This window comes from Kitasatospora sp. NPDC093102 (assembly GCF_040683915.1).
GTDB lineage: Bacteria > Actinomycetota > Actinomycetes > Streptomycetales > Streptomycetaceae > Kitasatospora.
Genome location: NZ_JBFBFA010000003.1, coordinates 132,494 through 151,329 on the forward strand (window position 1 = coordinate 132,494; position 18,836 = coordinate 151,329).

An 18,836-nucleotide genomic window follows, 5' to 3' on the forward strand; every position below is an offset into this window, starting at 1 on the left:
GAGGAGCGACAAGCGAGGCACGAGCGCCGGAGCGACGAGCGTCGGCACCGGGTCCCGAGCGCTCCGGAGCCGAGCCGAGCGCGATCAAGGGACCCTAGGCCAGCCCCCGGCGGGCGACCGCCGGGGGGCGGGTGCCCCGGATCGAGGCGACCATGTCCAGCACCTGGCGGGTCTCCGCGACCTGGTGCACCCGGTAGACCTGCGCGCCCAGCCAGGCCGAGACCGCGGTGGTGGCCAGGGTGCCGAGCAGCCGCTCGTCCACCGGCTTGTCCAGGGTCTCGCCGACGAAGTCCTTGTTGGAGAGCGAGACCAGGACGGGGAAGCCGGTCGCGGTCATCTCCGGCAGCCGCCGGGTGGCCTCCAGCGAGTGCCGGGTGTTCTTGCCGAAGTCGTGCCCAGGGTCGATGATCACCGCATCCCGCCGCACGCCCAGCTCCACCGCGCGCTCGGCCAGCCCCACGGTCACGCGCAGGATGTCCGCCATCACGTCCTCGTACCCGATCCGGTGCGGCCGGGTGCGGGGCTCGGCGCCGCCCGCGTGGGTGCAGACCAGCCCGGCGTCGTAACGGGCGGCCACCTCGGCGAGCCTCGGGTCCACCCCGCCCCAGGCGTCGTTCAGCAGGTCCGCGCCCGCCTCGCAGACCGCCTCGCCGACCTCGTGCCGCCAGGTGTCCACGCTGATCACCGCCTCGGGGTGGCGCTTGCGCAGCTCGGCCACGAAGGGGACGGTGCGCCGCAGCTCCTCCTCGACCGTGACCTCGTCGCCCGGCCCGGCCTTCACCCCGCCGATGTCCAGGACGGCCGCGCCCTCGGCCATCGCCCGGTCCGCGGCGGCGAAGGCGGCCTCGTCGGCGAAGGTCGCACCCCTGTCGAAGAACGAGTCCGGCGTCCGGTTGACGATCGCCATGATCACCAGCTCGTCGTCACCGAATTCCCGCGGTCCCAGGCGCAGTGCCACCGATGTCTCCTCCACAGCTCCTGCGGGTGCGATGATGGCCCCCGGCCTCACTAAGGGACCATGCTGTCATGATCAGTGTGGTTACCTGCCACCACATAGCGGACCGGCCGGGAGTTCGGGAGGACAGCTCGTGTTCTGGGTGATCGTGGTCGCCATGGCCGTGGTGGTCGGCGGTGCCGCCCTGGTGGCGCTCGGCGGGGGCGGCTCGATGCCGGAGGCGGCACCGGACCGCATTTCCGCGCGGCTGCCGCAGGACCGCCCGCTGGGCAAGGCGGACGTGGACGAGCTGCGCCTGCCGATGGCGCTGCGCGGCTACCGGATGGACGAGGTGGACGACGTCCTGGACCGCCTCGGCGCCGAACTCGCCTACCGCGACGTGCGGATCGCCGAGCTGGAGGCCGCAGCCCACCTGCGCGGCGCGGTCGAGGCGACCACCGCACCGGACCCGGGGGCCGAACCGCTGCCCGGCCTGGAGCAGTTCGCCCGGGTGGTCGAGCCGGCCGTGGCGCTCGCCGAGCAGCCGGCCGCGGAGCAGGCCCCCGAGGATGCGAAGCCGGCGGCGGAGAAGTGACGGAGGCGGCCGAGGGTGCGGTTCTCGGCGCGGACGGCCTGCGCCGCTGCGGCTGGGGCGACTCCACCGACGACTACCGGGTCTACCACGACACCGAGTGGGGCCGCCCGGTGCACGGCGACGACGCACTGTTCGAGCGGGTCTGCCTGGAGGCCTTCCAGTCCGGCCTGTCCTGGCTGACCATCCTGCGCCGCCGCGAGGGCTTCCGGGCCGCGTTCGCGGGCTTCGAGATCGCCAAGGTCGCCGAGTTCGGCGAGGCGGACAAGGAGCGCCTGCTCGCCGACACCGGCATCATCCGCAACCGGGCCAAGATCGAGGCGGCGATCGCCAACGCGCGGGTCGCCCGCGGCCTGGAGGGCGGCCTGGACGCGCTGATCTGGCAGTTCGCCGCCGATCCGGGCCGACCGGCCCCCCGCGCGATGAGCGAGGTGCCGGCCGTCACGCCGGAGTCGACGGCGCTGGCGAAGGCGCTGAAGAAGGCGGGCTTCCGCTTCGTCGGCCCGACCACCGCCTACGCCCTGATGCAGGCCTGCGGGCTGGTCGACGACCACCTGGCGGACTGTCACGTCCGCACCGGCGCCAAGGGCTGACCACCGGGCCCCGGCCGGCCGACCCGGGCCCGCCGACTGCCCTAGCGGCCCAGGTACTTCGGCTTCTCCTTGGCGATGAAGGCGCGCACCGCGATCCGGTGGTCCTCGCTCTCGCCGGCCAGCGTCTGCAACTCGTCCTCCTTGTCGAGGAGTTCGTCCAGCGAGTGGGAGGCGCCGTATGCCAGCGACTCCTTGATGGCGCCGTAGGCGACGGTCGGGCCCTCGGCCAGCTCGCGGGCGAAGACCCTTGCGGTGGCGGCGAGTTCCTCGGCCGGCACCACCTTGGTGGCCAGGCCCAGCTCCATCGCCTCGGCGGCCTTGACGGTCCGGGGCAGCATCAGCAGCTCGGTGGCCCTGGCGTGCCCGACCAGCCGGGGCAGCGTCCAGGAGGCGCCCGAGTCCGCGGTCAGCCCGATCCCGGCGAAGGCGGTGTTGAAGCCGGCCCGGTCGGACAGGATGCGGAAGTCGCAGGCGAAGGCGAGCGAGGCGCCGGCGCCGGCCGCCACCCCGCCGACGGCGGCGACGGTCGGCTTGCGCATCCCGGCCAGCGCCCGCACCAGCGGGTTGTAGTGCTCGGCGACGGTCCGCAGCGCGCCCTCGCCGGTCTCCTCGGCCCGCTTCAGCAGGGCCAGGTGCTCGTTCAGGTCCTGCCCGACGCAGAACGCCCGCTCGCCCGCCCCGGTGAGCAGTACGGCCCGCACCGCCGGGTCCGCGGCCGCGGCGGCCATGGTGTCGCGCAGTGCGATCTTGGTGGCGACGTCGAGCGCGTTCATCGCCTCCGGGCGGTTGATGGTGATGACGGCGAGGCCGCCGTCCAGCTCGTACAGCACGGAATCGGACATGGGTGAGGGCTCCCGGGGTCGTGGCGGTGTCGGTCGTGTGTGTCAGGATGCCGGAGCACGCGGGGGCCTGGGGAGTGTGAGGTATCGCACCTTCCGGTGGTGTCCACGCCGTCGCCACGCCGGGGCTTATGACGTGGTTTGCGGCGGTTGGGGACGGTCCGGCCGTGGTTGCACCGAGAGTGATGTTGGTCATCAGCCCGTGGCATGCGGGATAATGGCTTCCGATCAATGCGTTCGATACCGGCGGTGGACGGACTGCCGGTGCGTAGCTGAGCGGTTGCAGGAAGGGGAACGAGCATGGCGGCCATGAAGCCGCGGACGGGTGACGGCCCGCTCGAAGTCACCAAAGAGGGGCGGGGCATCATCATGCGCGTTCCGCTCGAAGGCGGCGGACGCCTCGTGGTGGAGCTCACGCCTGACGAGGCCGACGCCCTCGGCGAGGCCCTGAAGAAGGCCTGCGGCTGACCGCAGCAGGTGCTCGCCATCTCCTGGAGATGTGCTGCCGGGCCCGGGTACGACGTCATGTCGGCCCGGGTCCGCACGTTTTCCGGGCCCGGCGCCCCCGGGGGCGCCGGGCTCAGCGCTTGACGGCGCAGAGCAGCCCGTCCGACACCGGCAGCAGCGCCGGCAGCAGGGCCTCGCTCTCCCGCACGTCCCGGACCAGGTCCCGGACCGCGCCGGTCTGCGGGTCCTGGAGCTCCGGCTCGGCCAGCCGGCCCTCCTGGAAGACCCCCTCGAAGCAGACCATCCCGCCCGGCCTCAGCAGTCGCAGCGCCTCCAGCAGGTACTCGCAGGACTCGGCCGGGTCGCCGTCGCAGAACACCAGGTCGTACTGGCCGTCGGCGAGCCGGGGCAGCACGTCCAGTGCCCGGCCCGGTATGAACCGGGAGCGGTTGGCCGCGAACCCGGCCGCCTGGTACGCCTCGCGGGCCAGCTGCTGGCGCACCGGCTCCGAGTCCACCGTGGTGAGCACGCCGTCCGGCCGCATCCCGCGCAGCAGGTAGACCCCGGACACCCCGGTGCCGGTGCCGATCTCGGCCACCGCCTTGGCGCCCAGCGCGGCCGCCAGCAGCCGCAGGCAGGCCCCGCCGCTCGGCCCGATCGCCCGTATCCCGGTGCGCGCGGACTGTGCCCGGGCGTAGGTCAGCACCGCGTCCTCGCCCACGTAGGTGTCGGCGAGGGCCGCACGCGCGGGCCCGAACTCGCTGATGGCTGCCTCTTTCGGAGCCCCGGGCGGCGGCCCGGTGCCGAGGGATGTCGATATTTCCTGGCACAGATTACTGGCCGACCGGGAACCGCGTACGGCGGCGGGCCGTTGTCATGTCGGACCGGGCGCGGGAGACCTCCCGGGCACTTTTATCCGGGCTTGACGGGTGAGGTGGATATGGTGGTGGCCCTGCTGGGCAGAAGAGCCGACCGAGGAGGTGTGGCCGAGGGCGACGTCCCTGTGCGGCGGCACTCCCGCGGCACCGCGTCGGCCCGTACGCCGAAGCCCGTGATGAACCAGCCTGCGCACTCCGACCTGGACCAGCCCGTCGCCGCGCCGTCGGCCGTCGGTGCCACCGAGGCCCCCGCCCTCGCGACCTTCACCGAGGGCCACGACGCGCAGACCTGGACTCCGCCCACCTGGGAGGAGATCGTCGAGGCGCACAGCGCCCGCGTCTACCGGCTCGCCTACCGTCTGACGGGCAACCAGCACGACGCCGAGGACCTCACCCAGGAGGTCTTCGTCCGGGTGTTCCGTTCGCTGTCCACCTACACCCCCGGCACGTTCGAGGGCTGGCTGCACCGGATCACCACCAACCTGTTCCTGGACATGGTCCGCCGCCGCCAGCGCATCCGCTTCGACGCGCTCGGCGAGGACGCGGCGGAGCGGCTCGCCTCCCGCGAGCCCAGCCCGGCGCAGCACTTCAGCGACACCCACTTCGACGCCGACGTCCAGCACGCCCTGGACACCCTCGCGCCGGAGTTCCGCGCCGCCGTGGTGCTCTGCGACATCGAGGGCCTGTCCTACGAGGAGATCGCCGCCACGCTGGGCGTCAAGCTCGGCACCGTCCGCAGCCGCATCCACCGCGGCCGCTCGCACCTGCGTGCCGCGCTCAAGCACCGCGCCCCCGGCTCGGCCCCCGGCCGTGAGCGCCGCGGCGGCTCGGAGGAGCCGGTGCCGGTCGGCGTCGGCGCGGTCGAGGCCGCGGTCGCGCCCGGTGGGCGCGGACGGAGGCGACCGTGAGCGGAACCAGCCGGTCCGGTTCGGACCGGTCGGATGCATCCGACCGGTCCCTGACCCGACGGGGCTGGGCCCGGCCGGGCCGTCGTGGAGGCGACGAACCCGGTGAGCCCGCGCTGCCCCCGGTGGCACTGCCCGCGGACACGTCGCTGCACGCGCTTCCCGTGCGCCCCGCCGCACCCGCCGCCGAGGAGCACCACCTCGGCGAGCGCCTCTCCGCCTTCCTGGACGGCGAACTCGGCCACAACTCGCGCGACCGCGTCCAGGCCCACCTGGCGACCTGCCCGCAGTGCCTCGCCGAGGCCGACGAGGGCCGCGCCGTCAAGCACATGCTGACCCGCACCAGCACGCCCGGCCCGTCCTCCGCGCTGATGGCCCGCCTGATGGCCGTCGGCAACCTCCCCGAGGACGCTCCGGCGGACCGCGACTGGCCGGCCGGGCGCGGGCACCGCGATGACGACGACGACCTGCCCGGTGGCGGGGTCGCGGCCACCGGCACGCTCGGCGGCAGCCGGCTCGACGGCGGCTCCTTCGGCCGCGGTGCCGGCGCCTCCTTCGGCGCGGGCGCGCTCGGTGCCGACGCTCCGGTGCCCGGGGTCGACCCGCGCGCCTTCGGGCGCGGCGCGGTGCTGCGGCCGCTGATGGGCCGGCGCTCCGCCCGGCCCGAGCCCACCGCCGCCCCCGCCCGTCCGCAGCCGTCCGCGGCCGCCGTCCGCTCCTCCGCGCGGGGCCGCCGACTGGTGTTCGCCGCCGCGGGCGCCTTCTCCGTCGCCGCGGTGACGCTCGGCGGCGTCGGCGGGCTCAGCGCGCAGGGCGAGGAGCGCCACGGCACCACCGTCAGCCCGCCCGGTGGGGGTTCCGGCACCGGCCGCGCCGGGCTCGTCCCGATGACCGCACAGGCCCCGGCGGACTACGCGGGCCGCCCGGCCACCGCGACCCGCGACGCCACTCCACCGGGCTATCCCGAGCGTTACCCCGAGCGCTACCCCGGGGGATTCGCCGCACTGCGCCAGCAGGTTCGCTAGAACGGCCCTCGACGGACCCGGGATGCACGCTCTACTCCCCGTCCGGACGCCCTCGGCCACCGGCAGGTCTTTACCACGGCTTCATCCCAGCGTGGACCATGGACCCGCCGGTGGCCATTACCCTGTAGGAACCGTCGTCCGACGAGCTAGGGAGCAAAGGTGTTCAGCGACGTAAGTGGGCTGGAGGTCCTGACTCTGGTCGTGATGGCGATCATCATCTTCGGTCCGGACAAGCTGCCGAAGCTGATCCAGGACACCATGAACGTCATCCGGAAGATCCGTTCCTTCGCCGACAACGCGAAGGAGGACATCCGCAGCGAGCTGGGCCCCGAGTTCAAGGACTTCGAGTTCGAGGACCTGAACCCCAAGACCTTCGTCCGCAAGCAGCTCATGGGCGACCAGGACGACCCCCTGGGCCTCAAGGACATGAAGGACTCGCTGGACATCCGCTCCGTCCTGGACGACAAGCCCGCGGCGCCGGTGAACGGCCGCAGCGGCAGCGTCAGCTTCGAGAAGTCCGACCCGGCGCCCGCCTCCGCCGGGGCCCCGCTGGCGCCCGGCGAGCGGCCCCCGTTCGACCCGGACGCCACCTGATCGGTACCGCCTGCGGCGCCCCGGCTCCGCGCCACCGCCCCGCTCGGCCACCCGGCTGGGCGGGGCGGTGGCGTGTGCGCCGCTATTGTGCTGATTGTTCCCACTGGGCCGTCCGTCACACCGCGCCCCGCCGTGGACCGGGAACGGCCCCGGGGAGCGCCGCGGTACGCCACCATGGGAGCGCGCCACGGCAGGCAAACGTGTGTTTGAGGAGGCCCGGGGATGGACGCGACGAGTCAGACGGGAGGGGCGACGGCCATGGCCGGCGGCCCGGTGGTCGGCGGACAGGCCGGCCCGGCGGACCCGCTGGTGCCCTACCTGTCCGCCGACTTCCCCTGGTACGGGCTGGACGAGGGCTGGAGTGGCCGTCGCTTCCTGATGCAGGCCGGCGCCGGCCCCCGCACCGAGGGCGACGTCGACTACGGCTCGCTCGGCCACGGGGAGGAGCCGGCCAGGCAGTACGAGCCACGCGACGTGCGGAAGTTCGCCGTCGTGGTCACCGTGGCCCGCCGGGACAGCCGCCGCAGCGCCGACAACACCGGCACCCTGGAGGCGACCTCCGCCTCGTCCGCGGCCTGGCTGGCCGGCTCGGGCCTGCTCGCCGCGACCTGGCCCGGGCAGCTGGACCGGGCGCTGCGCCAGGACTGGCTGGACCAGCAGAGCAGCCTCGCCTGGGACCTCGCCGACGACCTGGCCGGCCCCGGCTGGTCCCCCCTCAGCCTCCCGGTCAACGGCCTGCCCCAGCCCTTCCGCTACCGCGAGTCCGAGTACGGCTGGGTGCTGGCGGGCGAGGCCCCCGGCGTCCTGCTGGGCGCCTACGGCCGGGGCGTCAGCGCCTACGGCATCGGCTTCTCCACCGTCCCGGACCTGGCCGCCTACACCCGGCCGTAGGGTCCGCGACGACGCGGGCCCGCGACCACGGCGTGGGGCCGGTGGTCATGACGAAGGGCCGGGTGGTCGGCCACCCGGCCCTTCGTCAGTCACGGCCTCAGAACTTGTTCTTGGGCGTCAGGCCCAGCGACATCCCGGACAGCCCGCGCTGGCGGCCGCCGAGCTTGCCGGCCACCGCGCGCAGGGCGGCGCCGGCCGGGGAGTCGGGCGCGGCGAGCACGACCGGGCGGCCGTCGTCGCCGCCCTCGCGCAGCCGCACGTCGATCGGGATCGAGCCGAGCACCGGGACGGTCGCGCCGACCGTGCGGGTGAGCGCGTCCGCGACGGTCTGGCCGCCGCCGGTGCCGAAGACGTCGATCATCTCGTCGCAGTGCGGGCACGGCATGCCGGACATGTTCTCGATCACGCCGACGATCTTCTGGTGGGTCTGCACCGCGATGGTGCCGGCCCGCTCGGCCACCTCGGCGGCGGCCATCTGCGGGGTGGTGACGATCAGGATCTCCGCGTTGGGGACCAGCTGGGCCACCGAGATCGCGATGTCGCCGGTGCCGGGCGGCAGGTCCAGCAGCAGCACGTCCAGGTCGCCCCACCAGACGTCGGCGAGGAACTGCTGGAGCGCGCGGTGCAGCATCGGGCCGCGCCAGACCACCGGGGCGTTGCCCGGGGTGAACATGCCGATCGAGATGACCTTCACGCCGTTCGCCTGCGGCGGCATGATCATGTCCTGGACCTGGGTCGGCCGGCCCTCGACGCCCAGCATGCGCGGCACGCTGTGGCCGTAGATGTCGGCGTCCACCACGGCGACCTTCAGGCCGTCGGCGGCCATCGCGGCCGCCAGGTTGACGGTCACCGAGGACTTGCCGACGCCGCCCTTGCCGGAGGCGACGGCGTAGACCCGGGTCAGCGTGCCCGGCTTGGCGAACGGGATCTCCCGCTCGGGGGCGCCGCCGCGCAGCAGCTGGGACAGCTCCTTGCGCTGCTCGTCGCTCATCACGTCGAGCTCGACCTCGACGCCGGTCACGCCGGGGACCTTCCCGACCGCCTCGCGCACCCGGGTGACGATGGTGTCGCGCATCGGACAGCCGGAGACCGTCAGGTAGACCGCGACGTGCACCGCGCCGCCCTCGGCGATCCCGACCGATTTCACCATGCCGATCTCGGTGATCGGGCGGTTGATCTCCGGGTCGTTGACGGTCGCCAGCGCCTGGCGTACGGACTCCTCCGTGACGCCGGCCGCGACCTCTGTCTCGTTGGCCATGCCTTGATGGTACGGCGCCCGGCGAGGTCCTTAACCGGTCGGTAGCGTGCCGCGGGTCACAGCGGCTCGGGGGCCTCCCGGCGCTCGTCGATCTCCTTGAGCAGGGACTGGAGTTCCGACCGGATGAAGTCCCGGGTGGCCACCTCGCCGAGCCCGTGCCGCAGGGCCGCGACCTCGCGGGTCAGGTACTCGGTGTCGGCGATGTTGCGGTCGCTGCGGGCCCGGTCCTGCTCCATGTTGACCCGGTCCCGGTTGTCCTGGCGGTTCTGCGCCAGCAGGATCAGCGGGGCCGCGTACGAGGCCTGCAGGGACAGCGCCAGGGTCAGGAAGATGAACGGGTACTCGTCGAAGCGCACGTTCGCCGGCAGCAGGGTGTTCCACGCTATCCAGACGACGACCACCACCGTCATCCAGACGATGAACCGGCCGGTGCCGAGGAAACGGGCGATCCGCTCGGACAGGACGCCGAAGGCCTCCGGGTCGTAGGAGGGCAGCGTGATCAGGCCGGGCCGTGCGGTGCGCGGCTGGTCGAGCCGGGCCCGGCCGGCGCCGGTGATCGGCGCGGTCTCGGCGCGCCGGTCCCGGCCGCCCTCGCGGGTGCGCAGTTCGCGCAGCTGACGCAGCTGGCGCAGTTCGCCCTGGAGGCGTCGGCGCGCGGAGTCGTCCGGCCGTCCGTTGCGGTCACCGTCCACCGGTCACCCCTTCCCTCTCGTCGTCGCGGTTCTCGTCGTGGGCGTGGGGCGCGGCGTCGCGCCAGTCGTCCGGCAGCAGGTGGTCGAGCACGTCGTCGACGGTCACCGCGCCGAGCAGGTGGTCCGCCTCGTCGACGACCGGCGCGGCGACCAGGTTGTAGGTCGCCAGGTAGCTGGTGATCAGCGACAGCGGGGTGTCCGGCGGCAGCGGGTCCAGGTCGTCGTCCACCAGCGAGCCGACCAGGACGTACGGGGGCTCGCGCAGCAGCCGCTGGAAGTGCACGGTGCCCAGGTAGCGGCCGGTCGGGGTCTCGTTCGGCGGGCGGCAGACGAAGACCTGCGCGGCCAGCGCGGGCTTGTGGTCGCTGACCCGGACCCGGGCCAGCGCCTCGGCGACCGTCGCGTCCGGCTCCAGCACGATCGGCTCGGTGGTCATCAGACCACCGGCGGTGTCCTCCTCGTACGTCAGCAGGCGGCGCACCGGCGCGGCCTCGTCCGGCTCCATCAGCTGGAGCAGCCGCTCGGCCTCGTCGCCGGGCAGCTCGGAGAGCAGGTCGGCGGCGTCGTCCGGGTCCATCGCCTCCAGGATGTCGGCGGCGCGCTCCTCCTGGAGCTTGCCGATGATCTCGACCTGGTCGTCCTCCGGCAGCTCCTCCAGGACGTCGGCCAGCCGCTCGTCGTCGAGGGCGGCGGCGACCTCGGCGCGGCGCTTGGCGGACAGGTGGTGCAGCACGCTGGCGAGGTCGGCGGGGCGCAGCTGCTCGAAGGTGGCGAGCAGGTTGGCCGCGCCCTGGTTCTGTTCGGGCAGCGAGAAGCCGGTGACGTCCTGCCAGTCCAGGGTGAGCCGCTCGCCCTTGCCCTTGCGCAGCCTCCCGGCCCGGCCGACCTGGACGAAGACCTTGCTGATCTCCCACTCGCGCAGCCGGGTCTGCACCATGCCGACGTCCAGCACGGTGACCTCCTCACCGGTCTTGGACCAGGTGACGGTGCGGTCCAGCAGCTCGGCGAGCACCAGGGTCTCGGACGGGCGCTGCTCGAAGCGGCGCAGGTTGATCACGCCGGTGGTGAGCACCTGGCCGGACTCCAGGCTGGTCACCCGGGTCATCGGCAGGAAGATCCGGCGCCGGCCGACCACCTCGACCACCAGACCGAGTACGCGCGGCGGGCGGCCGCCGAGCCGCAGCGACACGACCACGTCCCGGACCCGCCCGACCTGGTCGCCGTTCGGGTCGAAGACCGCGATGGCGGACAGATGGGAGATGAAGACCCGGGTGCCTGGCCCTGCCATAAACCCTCGACTCGTTCGACGCCGTACGGGGTGCGCCGGGGGCGCACCCGCGGCCAAGGCTACCCGCGTGTCCGAGGCCCGGCCGGGAGGCACGGTAGCGGCCGGACGCGTCCTGGGCGTGAACCTTTAACGGCGCTTGAACAGCAGTTTGGGCAGGCCGGCCGGGATCGGACGGCGGGTGGTGGCGGGGGTGGGCGCCGGCTGCGCGGCATGCGAACCGTCCGGCATCGCCCCGGGGCGCTCGGTGAGCGGCCCGACCGGCTCCAGCCGCAGCACCCGGCACTCGCGGGCCCAGCGGGCGGTGATGGCGTCGGTGTCGGGCGCGTTCAGCCGCTTGCCCTTGAGCTCTTCGACGGCGCCCAGCCAGGCCTCGCTGTCCGGGGCCGGCTCGACCACCCGGGCGCTCCAGCCGGTCAGCCGGCCGCCCTTGTCCTTGCTGCGGACGGTGACCACGGCCCCGGCGCCGGGCTCCAGGCCGTGCAGCGGCTGCTCGCCGCCCCCGCCGACCACCACGACCGCGCCGTCGTGCCAGGCGTGCCACAGCGGCCGGGCGTGCTCCTGCCCGTCCGCACGCACCCAGAGCAGGCCGGACTTCTTCGCGGCCTCCTCCAGCAGGGCCCGGTCGAGGAAGTCGTCGGCGGTCGCGGCGGCGGGCGTACGGTCCATGGCGGACAGCGTACGGCTTTCGGCGTCCACCGGGTGTCTCAGCCTCCGGGCGACAGTTCCATTGTGGCGCCACGGGCCTTACCGTATGACCGCCCCGCCCCCGTGAACAGCAAGGAGCGCCGTGCCCGCCCCCCGGTCCGCGACCGCCCCCTCCGCCGCCCCGGTGACCGCCGACCCGGGTCCGACGCACCCGCTCCCCACCCTCGACCTGCTGCTGCTCGCCGTCTCGATCGGCAGCATCTCGCTCTCCGGCCCGCTGATCAGCGCCACCGCCGCGCCCGCGCTGGCGATCGCCTTCTGGCGCAACGTCATGTCGGTCGGCGTCCTCGGCCCGTACGCGCTGCTGCGCCACCGCGCCGAGCTGCGCGGGATCGGCAGGAGGGCGTTGCTGCTCGCGGTGGCCGCGGGGACGCTGCTCGCCGTGCACTTCGCGCTCTGGATGCCCAGCCTGCGGATGACCTCCGTGGCCTCGGCCACCGCCCTGGTCACCACCACCCCGCTGTGGACCATCCTGCTGATGCGGATGATGGGCGTCCGGGTGCCGAGGCTGGTCCGGCTCGGCACGATCGTCGCCTTCGCCGGCGTCCTGGTGCTGACCGGCGTGGACCTCTCGCTCTCTGCGCGCGCGCTGCTCGGCGACGGGCTCGCGCTCGCCGCGGGCCTGGCCGCGGCCGTGTACATGTTGCTGGGCGCCGAGGTCCGCAAGACCGTCAGCACCACCGCGTACACCCTGGTCTGCTACGCGACCACGGCGCTCGTGCTGCTGGGGATCTGCCTGGTCGCCGGGACGCCGCTGGCCGGGTGGCCGGCCGGGGTGTGGTGGCAGATCGCGCTGCTGATGGTCGTCGCCCAGCTGCTCGGCCACTCGCTGAGCACCCGGGTGGTGCGCAACCTCGGGCCGTCGATCACCTCCACCGCGATCCTGCTGGAGACCCCGGGTGCGGCGCTGATCGCCGCCCTCTGGCTCGGCCAGTGGCCCCCGGCGGCCGCCTACCCGGCGGTGGTGCTGATCCTGCTCGGCCTGGTCCTGGTCGCCCGCGCCGGGCGCAGGTAGCGGACGGCGCCGAGGGCCGGACCTACAGCCAGCCGTTGCGCCGGAAGCCCCGGTACATCCCGACGCAGATCAGCACGATCGCGCCGAGCACCGTCGGGTAGCCGTACTTGTGGTGCAGCTCGGGCATGTACTCGAAGTTCATGCCGTAGACGCCGGTGATCATGGTGGGCACCGCGAAGATCGCCGCCCAGGCGGTGATCTTGCGCATGTCCTCGTTCTGCGCCACCGAGACCTGCGCCAGGTTCGCCTGCAGGAGCGAGTTCAGCAACTCGTCGAAGCCGTGCACCTGCTCGGCGACCCGGGCCAGGTGGTCGGCGACGTCCCGGAAGTACTTCTGGATGTCCGGGTCGACCAGTCGCTGGAGCGGCTCGGACAGCTGCTGCATCGGGCGCAGCAGCGGCACCACGGCGCGCTTGAACTCCAGGACCTCACGCTTGAGTTGGTAGACCCGGCCGACGTCCGAGCTGCGCCCGCCCTTGGCCGAGAAGACGCCGTACTCGATCTCGTCCACGTCGTTCTGGAGCCGCTCGGCGACCAGCAGGTAGTTGTCCACGACGTGGTCGGCGATCGCGTGCAGCACCGCCGACGGGCCCTTGGCGAGCAGCCCGGCCTCGTCCGCGTCGGCCTCCAGCCGGTGGCGCAGCTCCTGCAGCGAACCGTGGCCGCCGTGCCGGACGGTGATCACGAAGTCCCGGCCGGCGAAGACCATCAGCTCGCCGGTCTCCACCACCTCGCTGGTGGGCGTGAGCTGGTCGTGCTCGACGTAGCGGATGGTCTTGAAGACGGCGAACAGCACGTCGTCGTAGCGCTCGACCTTGGGCCGCTGGTGCGCGTGCACCGCGTCCTCGACCGCGAGCGGGTGCAGGCCGAAGCGCTGGGCGATGCCCTCGAACTCGGCCCCGGTCGGCTCGTGCAGCCCGATCCAGCTGAACGAGCCTTCACCCTCGGGGAGTTGATGGGCGGCCTTGACCCGGTGGGCGGCCTCGCGCGGGCTGCACGTCTCGCCCTTGCGCTTGCCGTGCTGGTAGACCGCGCAGTCCACGACCGCCGAGCCGGCGTCCTCGGGTAGAACGCCGTAGACCCCGGCCGCGCCACGGCGGCGGTTGGTGCGGACAGCGGCACGCAGGCTGTTGATCATCGACATGGCAGGCTCCCAGAGGCAGGAACCGTCGCGCGGCGGCGCGGAAGAAAAAACGTTCGGCCGCGGTGCGACGGCGGAGAACACCGGTGAAACGGGGGATGAATGTGCTCTCCCGGCCGGTCCGTCCGCCGTGGGGCCTGCGCCCGGGGCTACCGCGGCTGAATCAGCCGATTGGGCCTGCGGGGCGCGGGGTACGGGGAAGTCGGGGCCGGGCAGAGCTGCCGGTACTGCATGGTCGGCCGGTATCCACCGCAACCACCTCCTTCGCGCCGCCGCCCCGGGACGAACGATCCCGGTGGCCAGTCGCTCACCCTAACATCTGACCGGGCGTCGAAGCCGAGGGGTTTCCCGGAGGTTTCCGAAGCCTTTACGGGATCCGGTACCGCCCCGCCCGCGACCGCCTCCGGACCCGCCCGCACGCGGCCCGCGAACCCCCGGGGGTTACGCTCACCGGCATGGCGCACGACTTCCCGCTCTTCGGCGACCCCCACGGCGGCAGCTCCCCGGAGCTCTCCCGGGAGGCGGTGCTGGCCGCCGTCGAGGCCCGGCTGCTCTCCACCTTCGGCGAGCCGGCCGGCCGCGCCGCGGTCACCTTCCTGGGTGCCGACCGGATCGAGGTGCTGCGCTTCGGCCCGGACGCCGAGGGCCTGGTGCGGTACGCGACGCTCGGCATGTCCGCCGCGCCGATGGCCGACCCGACCTCACCGGTCGCCGACCAGGTGCGCGGCCCGCGCGCCGAACTGGTGCTGACCGTCCGGGGCGGGCGCGACAGCGTGCTGCGCACCCTGGCCACCTTCGCCGCCACCCCGCAGGTCGAGGGCCTGGTGGTGGCCCCGGGCGGCTCGCTGGACCTCGGCTCCCCGCTCTGGGACGGCGCGCCCTTCACCTCGGTGCTCGCGGCCGAACCGGGCGGCCTGGTCGAGGACCTGGAGCTGGCCGATCCGGCCGATCCGGTCCGCTTCCTGCCGCTGCTGCCGATGACGCCCAACGAGGCCGGCTGGAAGCGGGTGCACGGCGCGGCCGCGCTCCGGGAGCGCTGGCTCGACCAGGGCACCGATCTGCGCGACCCGGACCGGCGCGGCGTCCGGCTGGACTGACGCCCGCTCAGGCGGGGCGTACGGCCCGGTCCGCGCGTCCGACCCGCGCTCCGGTGCGCGGGGGCGCGGCAGACGTGCCGGACCCCGGACCGGGGCGCGCTCGTCGCCCCTCGGTCCGGGGTCCGATGTCCGGGGGCCGCGTCGGCTCAGTGCCCGATCGGCTGCGCGCCGGTGGCCTGCGCCAGCAGTGCCTCGTACACCTCCGGGTCGGTGGTGTGCTCGCCGAGCCGGACGGTCTTGCGGGTGCCGTGGTAGTCGCTGGAGCCGGTGACCAGCAGGCCGAGTTCGCCGGCCAGGCCGCGCAGCCGCACCCTGGTCTCCTCGTCGTGGTCGGTGTGGTCGACCTCCAGCGCGGCCAGCCCGGCCGCTGCGAGGTCGGCGATCACCTGGTCGGGGACCGTCCGGCCGCGCTTGACCGCGCCCGGGTGGGCGAACACCGGCACCCCGCCGGCCGCCCGGACCAGCCGGACGGCCGTGACCGGGTCGGTCTCGTGCTTGCGGACGTCCGCCCGCCCGCCGTTGGCCAGCCAGTCGGCGGTGAAGGCGTCCGACACGGTGGGCACCACGCCCGCCTCGACCAGCGCGCTGGCGATGTGCGGCCGCCCGACCGAGCCGGCCCCGGCGATCTGTTGCACCTGCTCCCAGCTGATCTCCGCGCCCAGCTCCCGGCAGCGCTCGACGATCGCCCGTCCGCGCCGGAACCGGTCGGTGCGCACCAGGTCCCGCTCGCGCGCGAACTCCGACTCCTCGGGATCGAACAGGTACGCCAGCAGGTGCATGCTGATGCCGTCGACCACGCAGGACAGTTCGGCGCCCGGGACGACGGTCAGCCGGGCGCCCGCGGGCAGCGCGCGCACCGCCTCGGCGGCCTCGGCGTGGCCGGCCACGGTGTCGTGGTCGGTCAGCGCCACCACGTCGAGGTCAGCGGCGACGGCCGCCGCGACCAGCTCGGCCGGGCTGTCGGTGCCGTCGGAGGCGTTGCTGTGGGCGTGCAGGTCGATGCGCACGGATCGGGCTCCTGGAGGCTCGTGGGTGCCGCCCAGGATAGGTCAGCGGTCAGCCGAACAGCCGGGGGGAGAGCGCCCCGCAGGGCAGCAGGTCCAGTTCGGCGCCGGCCTCGCGCAGGTCGGTCAGCACCAGCTCGTCGTACATCACCAGCGCGGACTGCTCGGGCCAGGCGACCGCCCAGAGCCAGAGTCCGCGGGCCTCGCCGACGAACACCGCGCGGTCGGCCGGGGCGTCCGGGACGTGGAACATCGGGGTGGGCCGCCCGGCGGCCATCAGCTTGGCGTCGGCGGGCTTGTAGAGGCCGACGGAGTCACCCGGATCCGGCCCGGGCAGGCCCGAGTAGCGGGCGCCGAGGCCGACCCCCAGCTCCTCGGCGACCAGCACCAGCTCGCCGAAGCCGCCGAGCGGGGCCGGCCCGGAGCAGGCGACGGCGGTGGCCCGGGCGCCCGAGACGTCGTCGCCGACGTGGGCGATGCCGGTGTAGAGCCAGCCGACCGGGAGCGGCCAGGGCAGCCAGACCGGGACCTGGGAGCGGGCGACGGCGACGCCGAGGGCCTCCACACTCGGGGGCAGCACGGGCTGCATCGGGTGCACGGCTCCGTGCCGGTCGCACTGCCAGGTGTCTGAGAACAGACCGGGGGCGCGGACCCGGCCGGCGCACCTCGGGCAGCTTGGCTCGCCCCTCATAGCCGTCAACGCTCCTCCCTCCGGTCCGCCGCGTCAAGGACGATCACCCGTACGGAGGGCTCGGCGGCACCTGTCGGTGGCGGAAGCCCGATCGGCGCCGGGTGGGCGCGGTGCGGGCGGTTCCCGTTGGGGGATGTCCCGTCCCGGGCGGCGGCAAACGTCCCGGGCTCCGGCCCCGAACACACTGACGCCCCGTCATCGGCGAATGCGGTGACGGGGCGTCAGTCGGGTATCGGAACGTCCGGATCGGATGCTCCCGGCTCGTCGGCGGCGGGTGAGGGCTCCCGGTCGGGGGCGCCGCGCCGGGTCAGACGGTCGGGCACGGGCGGATGAGCAGGCGCTCGCCGGTGCGGGCGGCGGCATCGACGACCTCGCGCACGGTGGCGGCGTCGGCGATCAGGCGGTCGGCGGCGGAGCCGTTGGTGTCGTCGAGTCGGACGATCTCGAAGCGCATGGTCTTCGTCATGGGCGTCTCCTTTCCTGACCCCGCGGGGCGGGGCGGTCGCGGCTGAGTCGGTATCAGCCCTTTCGGGGTCTTGCGGATCCGGCGGTGCGGCCGGACCGGGCGGGTCGTCGTCGCGTGTGCGGCGGTCTGCTGTGGCAAGGGCTTCCCCCCTGCTTGCCTGATGGGTCCAGTGCCTCGTGAACCACGGTGACGTGGCCGTGCTACCGGGCCGTTGCCCGTCCGTAACGTCCAGGTTTCGGGTGATTGGTGCCGCAGTGGAGGCCGGCGATGATTCCCGGACAGAATCAAAGATTACCGTAACTAACGAATTTTGTCCTGCGTTGAAGTCGATCGAAGTCGAAGAAGTGGTACAGACCACTTCTGGCGGATCGGGGGAACCGGCCCGGGTCGGCGCGCTCCGGTGCGGGCCGGTCAGGCCCAGAACGCGGCCAGCGTCTGGGCCGTGGCGGCCGGCTGCTCGGCGTTGGGGGAGTGGCCGGCGTCCGCGACCACGACCCGGCGGGCGCCCAGGCGTTCGGCCATCGCGGTCTGCTCCGGCACCGGCCAGGCGTAGTCCCGCACCCCGGACAGCACCAGCAGCGGCAGCCCGGGGGTTGCGGCGGCCAGCTCCGCCACCCGGTCCGGCGCAGCCACCAGGTGGCCGCCGGTGACGGACAGCGCCCGCGGCACGTTGGCCAGCCAGCGCCGGTGCAGGAACTCCTCGACGGCCGGCTCCAGGCTCGGCCGCGGCTGCCCGCTCTCCGCCTCCAGCTGCCGCATGACCTGCCAGATCTGCTCCAGGTCCATCATCTGCAGGGCGTCCAGCAGCAGCTTGGTGCGGGCCGCCTCGGCCGGGTCGATCGCGCCCGGGCCGGTGGACATCAGGGTCAGCGACCGCCAGGGCAGCGGGCCCTCGGCGGCCGCGGCGAGCACCGCCTCGCGCACCACCTGGCCGCCGAAGGAGTGCCCCAGCAGGTGGACCGGCCCGCCGTCGGCCGCCAGCGCCTCGGTGAGCGCCCGTACGTCCGCGCCGAGCGCCCCGACGCCGTACGCCGCCGGGTCGTCCGGGCCGCCAGTCTGGTACTGCCCGCGCTGGTCCACGGCCGTCACCCGGTACCCGGCGGCCGCCAGCGGCTTCAGCAGCGCGATGAAGTCCTCCTTGCTGCCGGTGAACCCCGGCACCAGCAGTGCCGAGCCGCGCACCGGCCCGGCCGGCTCCGCCCGCAGCGCCGCGAACTCCCCGCGCCCGGTCACCACCCGCTCGGCCCGCACGCACCCGGGCAGTGTCAGAAACGGCGGCGTGCTCATGGGTTGTTCTCCCTTGCTGTCCTGCCGGTGACCTGCTGTCCCGCCGGCGACTGCCCGGCCACCCGAGCTTAGAGGGGCGGCCCGGCCCGCCCCGGGCCAGTGAGTCGTCGGCCGCCACCGGCCCTGCCGGTGCACAGGAGGCCCCTTGGGGCCGCTGCCGGGGCGGTGATGCCGGCGCGGTCGTCGGCGCCCGCCGTGCGGACGCACCCGGGAACGCCCGAGGGGGCGGGCCGGGCCGGGTGGCCTGGCCCGCCCCCTCGGGCGAGACACCGGGTGTCAGCTCTCCGGGGTGGCCTCCACGGGCGCGGCGGCCTTGCGGGTGCGCTTGCGCGGGGCCGGGACCTCGGCGGTGGCCTCGGTGGCCGGAGCCTCCGGGGCGGTCTCGGCGACGGCCTTCGGCTTGCGGGCCCGGGTGGCCTTCTTCGCCGGGGCGGGGGCCTCGGCGGTCTCGGCGGCCGGGGCGGCGGTCTCGGCGGCCTCCGCCTTCGGCTTGC

21 protein-coding genes and 1 pseudogene are annotated in these 18,836 nt (G+C 74.1%); 9 read left to right on the forward strand and 13 right to left on the reverse strand.

The features are described 5' to 3' along the window. Nucleotides 1–94 precede the first annotated feature (94 nt). A complete protein-coding gene (folP, locus tag AB0O11_RS06280; RefSeq protein WP_363382957.1) occupies nt 95–907 on the reverse strand; it encodes a dihydropteroate synthase in 813 nt (270 codons plus the stop codon). A 181-nt stretch (nt 908–1,088) separates the two neighbouring features. Between folP and AB0O11_RS06285 the strand changes: the two genes are divergently transcribed. Further along, nucleotides 1,089–1,529, forward strand: a complete 441-nt coding sequence (locus AB0O11_RS06285; RefSeq protein WP_363382350.1) for a DivIVA domain-containing protein — start codon at nt 1,089–1,091, stop codon at nt 1,527–1,529. Beyond that, on the forward strand, nt 1,526–2,119 hold the full coding sequence (locus tag AB0O11_RS06290; RefSeq protein WP_363382353.1) for a DNA-3-methyladenine glycosylase I: 594 nt from the start codon (nt 1,526–1,528) through the stop codon (nt 2,117–2,119). Before AB0O11_RS06285 ends, AB0O11_RS06290 begins: the two co-directional genes overlap by 4 nt. A gap of 41 nt (nt 2,120–2,160) precedes the next feature. On the opposite strand, the gene AB0O11_RS06295 is transcribed toward AB0O11_RS06290, so the two are convergent. Further along, nucleotides 2,161–2,961, reverse strand: coding sequence for an enoyl-CoA hydratase-related protein (locus AB0O11_RS06295; RefSeq protein ID WP_363382355.1), 801 nt, complete (start codon nt 2,959–2,961; stop codon nt 2,161–2,163). 297 nt (nt 2,962–3,258) lie between these two features. Between AB0O11_RS06295 and AB0O11_RS06300 the strand changes: the two genes are divergently transcribed. Continuing rightward, the gene (locus AB0O11_RS06300; RefSeq protein WP_014137929.1) at nt 3,259–3,426 is read left to right on the forward strand and encodes a DUF3117 domain-containing protein; all 168 of its coding nucleotides are present in this window, start codon (nt 3,259–3,261) and stop codon (nt 3,424–3,426) included. Nucleotides 3,427–3,538: 112 nt separating this feature from the next. Here the strand turns inward: AB0O11_RS06300 and AB0O11_RS06305 are convergent, their stop codons facing one another. Then, the gene (locus AB0O11_RS06305; RefSeq protein WP_363382960.1) at nt 3,539–4,171 is read right to left on the reverse strand and encodes an O-methyltransferase; all 633 of its coding nucleotides are present in this window, start codon (nt 4,169–4,171) and stop codon (nt 3,539–3,541) included. A gap of 174 nt (nt 4,172–4,345) precedes the next feature. Between AB0O11_RS06305 and sigE the strand changes: the two genes are divergently transcribed. From sigE to AB0O11_RS06325, 4 genes are all read left to right on the forward strand, one after another. Further along, entirely contained in the window at nt 4,346–5,191 is an 846-nt protein-coding gene (gene sigE / locus AB0O11_RS06310) for an RNA polymerase sigma factor SigE (protein WP_363382962.1), read from the forward strand. A gap of 122 nt (nt 5,192–5,313) precedes the next feature. Next, the gene (locus AB0O11_RS06315) at nt 5,314–6,213 is read left to right on the forward strand and encodes a zf-HC2 domain-containing protein (RefSeq protein ID WP_363382358.1); all 900 of its coding nucleotides are present in this window, start codon (nt 5,314–5,316) and stop codon (nt 6,211–6,213) included. A 159-nt stretch (nt 6,214–6,372) separates the two neighbouring features. Beyond that, nucleotides 6,373–6,807 (forward strand): sec-independent translocase, encoded by a 435-nt coding sequence (locus tag AB0O11_RS06320; protein WP_363382360.1) that lies wholly within the window; start codon nt 6,373–6,375, stop codon nt 6,805–6,807. A 258-nt stretch (nt 6,808–7,065) separates the two neighbouring features. Beyond that, nucleotides 7,066–7,698, forward strand: coding sequence for a hypothetical protein (locus AB0O11_RS06325; RefSeq protein WP_363382964.1), 633 nt, complete (start codon nt 7,066–7,068; stop codon nt 7,696–7,698). A gap of 97 nt (nt 7,699–7,795) precedes the next feature. Here the strand turns inward: AB0O11_RS06325 and AB0O11_RS06330 are convergent, their stop codons facing one another. The 4 genes from AB0O11_RS06330 to AB0O11_RS06345 all read right to left on the reverse strand — a co-directional run bounded on the left by AB0O11_RS06330 (nt 7,796) and on the right by AB0O11_RS06345 (nt 11,602). Then, nucleotides 7,796–8,956, reverse strand: coding sequence for an Mrp/NBP35 family ATP-binding protein (locus tag AB0O11_RS06330; RefSeq protein ID WP_363382363.1), 1,161 nt, complete (start codon nt 8,954–8,956; stop codon nt 7,796–7,798). A gap of 56 nt (nt 8,957–9,012) precedes the next feature. Continuing rightward, complete coding sequence (locus tag AB0O11_RS06335; RefSeq protein WP_363382965.1) at nt 9,013–9,513, reverse strand: DUF1003 domain-containing protein; 501 nt, start codon at nt 9,511–9,513, stop codon at nt 9,013–9,015. Between the two features lie 124 nt (nt 9,514–9,637). Next, nucleotides 9,638–10,936 carry a CBS domain-containing protein gene (locus tag AB0O11_RS06340; protein ID WP_363382365.1) on the reverse strand — a complete coding sequence of 433 codons (1,299 nt, stop codon included), beginning with the start codon at nt 10,934–10,936 and terminating at the stop codon, nt 9,638–9,640. Nucleotides 10,937–11,062: 126 nt separating this feature from the next. Next, a complete protein-coding gene (locus AB0O11_RS06345) occupies nt 11,063–11,602 on the reverse strand; it encodes a hypothetical protein (RefSeq protein ID WP_363382368.1) in 540 nt (179 codons plus the stop codon). A 121-nt stretch (nt 11,603–11,723) separates the two neighbouring features. Here AB0O11_RS06345 and AB0O11_RS06350 point away from each other — a divergent pair, with 121 nt between their 5' ends. Further along, the gene (locus AB0O11_RS06350) at nt 11,724–12,656 is read left to right on the forward strand and encodes a DMT family transporter (RefSeq protein ID WP_363382371.1); all 933 of its coding nucleotides are present in this window, start codon (nt 11,724–11,726) and stop codon (nt 12,654–12,656) included. Between the two features lie 22 nt (nt 12,657–12,678). Here AB0O11_RS06350 and corA read toward each other — a convergent pair whose 3' ends face one another. Continuing rightward, nucleotides 12,679–13,800, reverse strand: coding sequence for a magnesium/cobalt transporter CorA (gene corA / locus AB0O11_RS06355; RefSeq protein WP_363382374.1), 1,122 nt, complete (start codon nt 13,798–13,800; stop codon nt 12,679–12,681). Between the two features lie 452 nt (nt 13,801–14,252). Here corA and AB0O11_RS06360 point away from each other — a divergent pair, with 452 nt between their 5' ends. Beyond that, nucleotides 14,253–14,894 (forward strand): suppressor of fused domain protein, encoded by a 642-nt coding sequence (locus AB0O11_RS06360; RefSeq protein ID WP_363382377.1) that lies wholly within the window; start codon nt 14,253–14,255, stop codon nt 14,892–14,894. 146 nt (nt 14,895–15,040) lie between these two features. On the opposite strand, the gene AB0O11_RS06365 is transcribed toward AB0O11_RS06360, so the two are convergent. The 5 genes and pseudogenes from AB0O11_RS06365 to AB0O11_RS06385 all read right to left on the reverse strand — a co-directional run. Beyond that, on the reverse strand, nt 15,041–15,901 hold the full coding sequence (locus AB0O11_RS06365; RefSeq protein WP_363382380.1) for a PHP domain-containing protein: 861 nt from the start codon (nt 15,899–15,901) through the stop codon (nt 15,041–15,043). A gap of 49 nt (nt 15,902–15,950) precedes the next feature. Beyond that, complete coding sequence (locus AB0O11_RS06370) at nt 15,951–16,589, reverse strand: DUF6758 family protein (protein WP_363382383.1); 639 nt, start codon at nt 16,587–16,589, stop codon at nt 15,951–15,953. A 307-nt stretch (nt 16,590–16,896) separates the two neighbouring features. Then, a complete protein-coding gene (locus AB0O11_RS06375; RefSeq protein WP_359903649.1) occupies nt 16,897–17,055 on the reverse strand; it encodes a hypothetical protein in 159 nt (52 codons plus the stop codon). Nucleotides 17,056–17,466: 411 nt separating this feature from the next. Next, nucleotides 17,467–18,342 carry an alpha/beta fold hydrolase gene (locus AB0O11_RS06380; protein WP_363382384.1) on the reverse strand — a complete coding sequence of 292 codons (876 nt, stop codon included), beginning with the start codon at nt 18,340–18,342 and terminating at the stop codon, nt 17,467–17,469. Nucleotides 18,343–18,618: 276 nt separating this feature from the next. Then, nucleotides 18,619–18,836 (reverse strand): annotated as a pseudogene (locus AB0O11_RS06385) (ATP-dependent helicase); the annotation flags it as partial.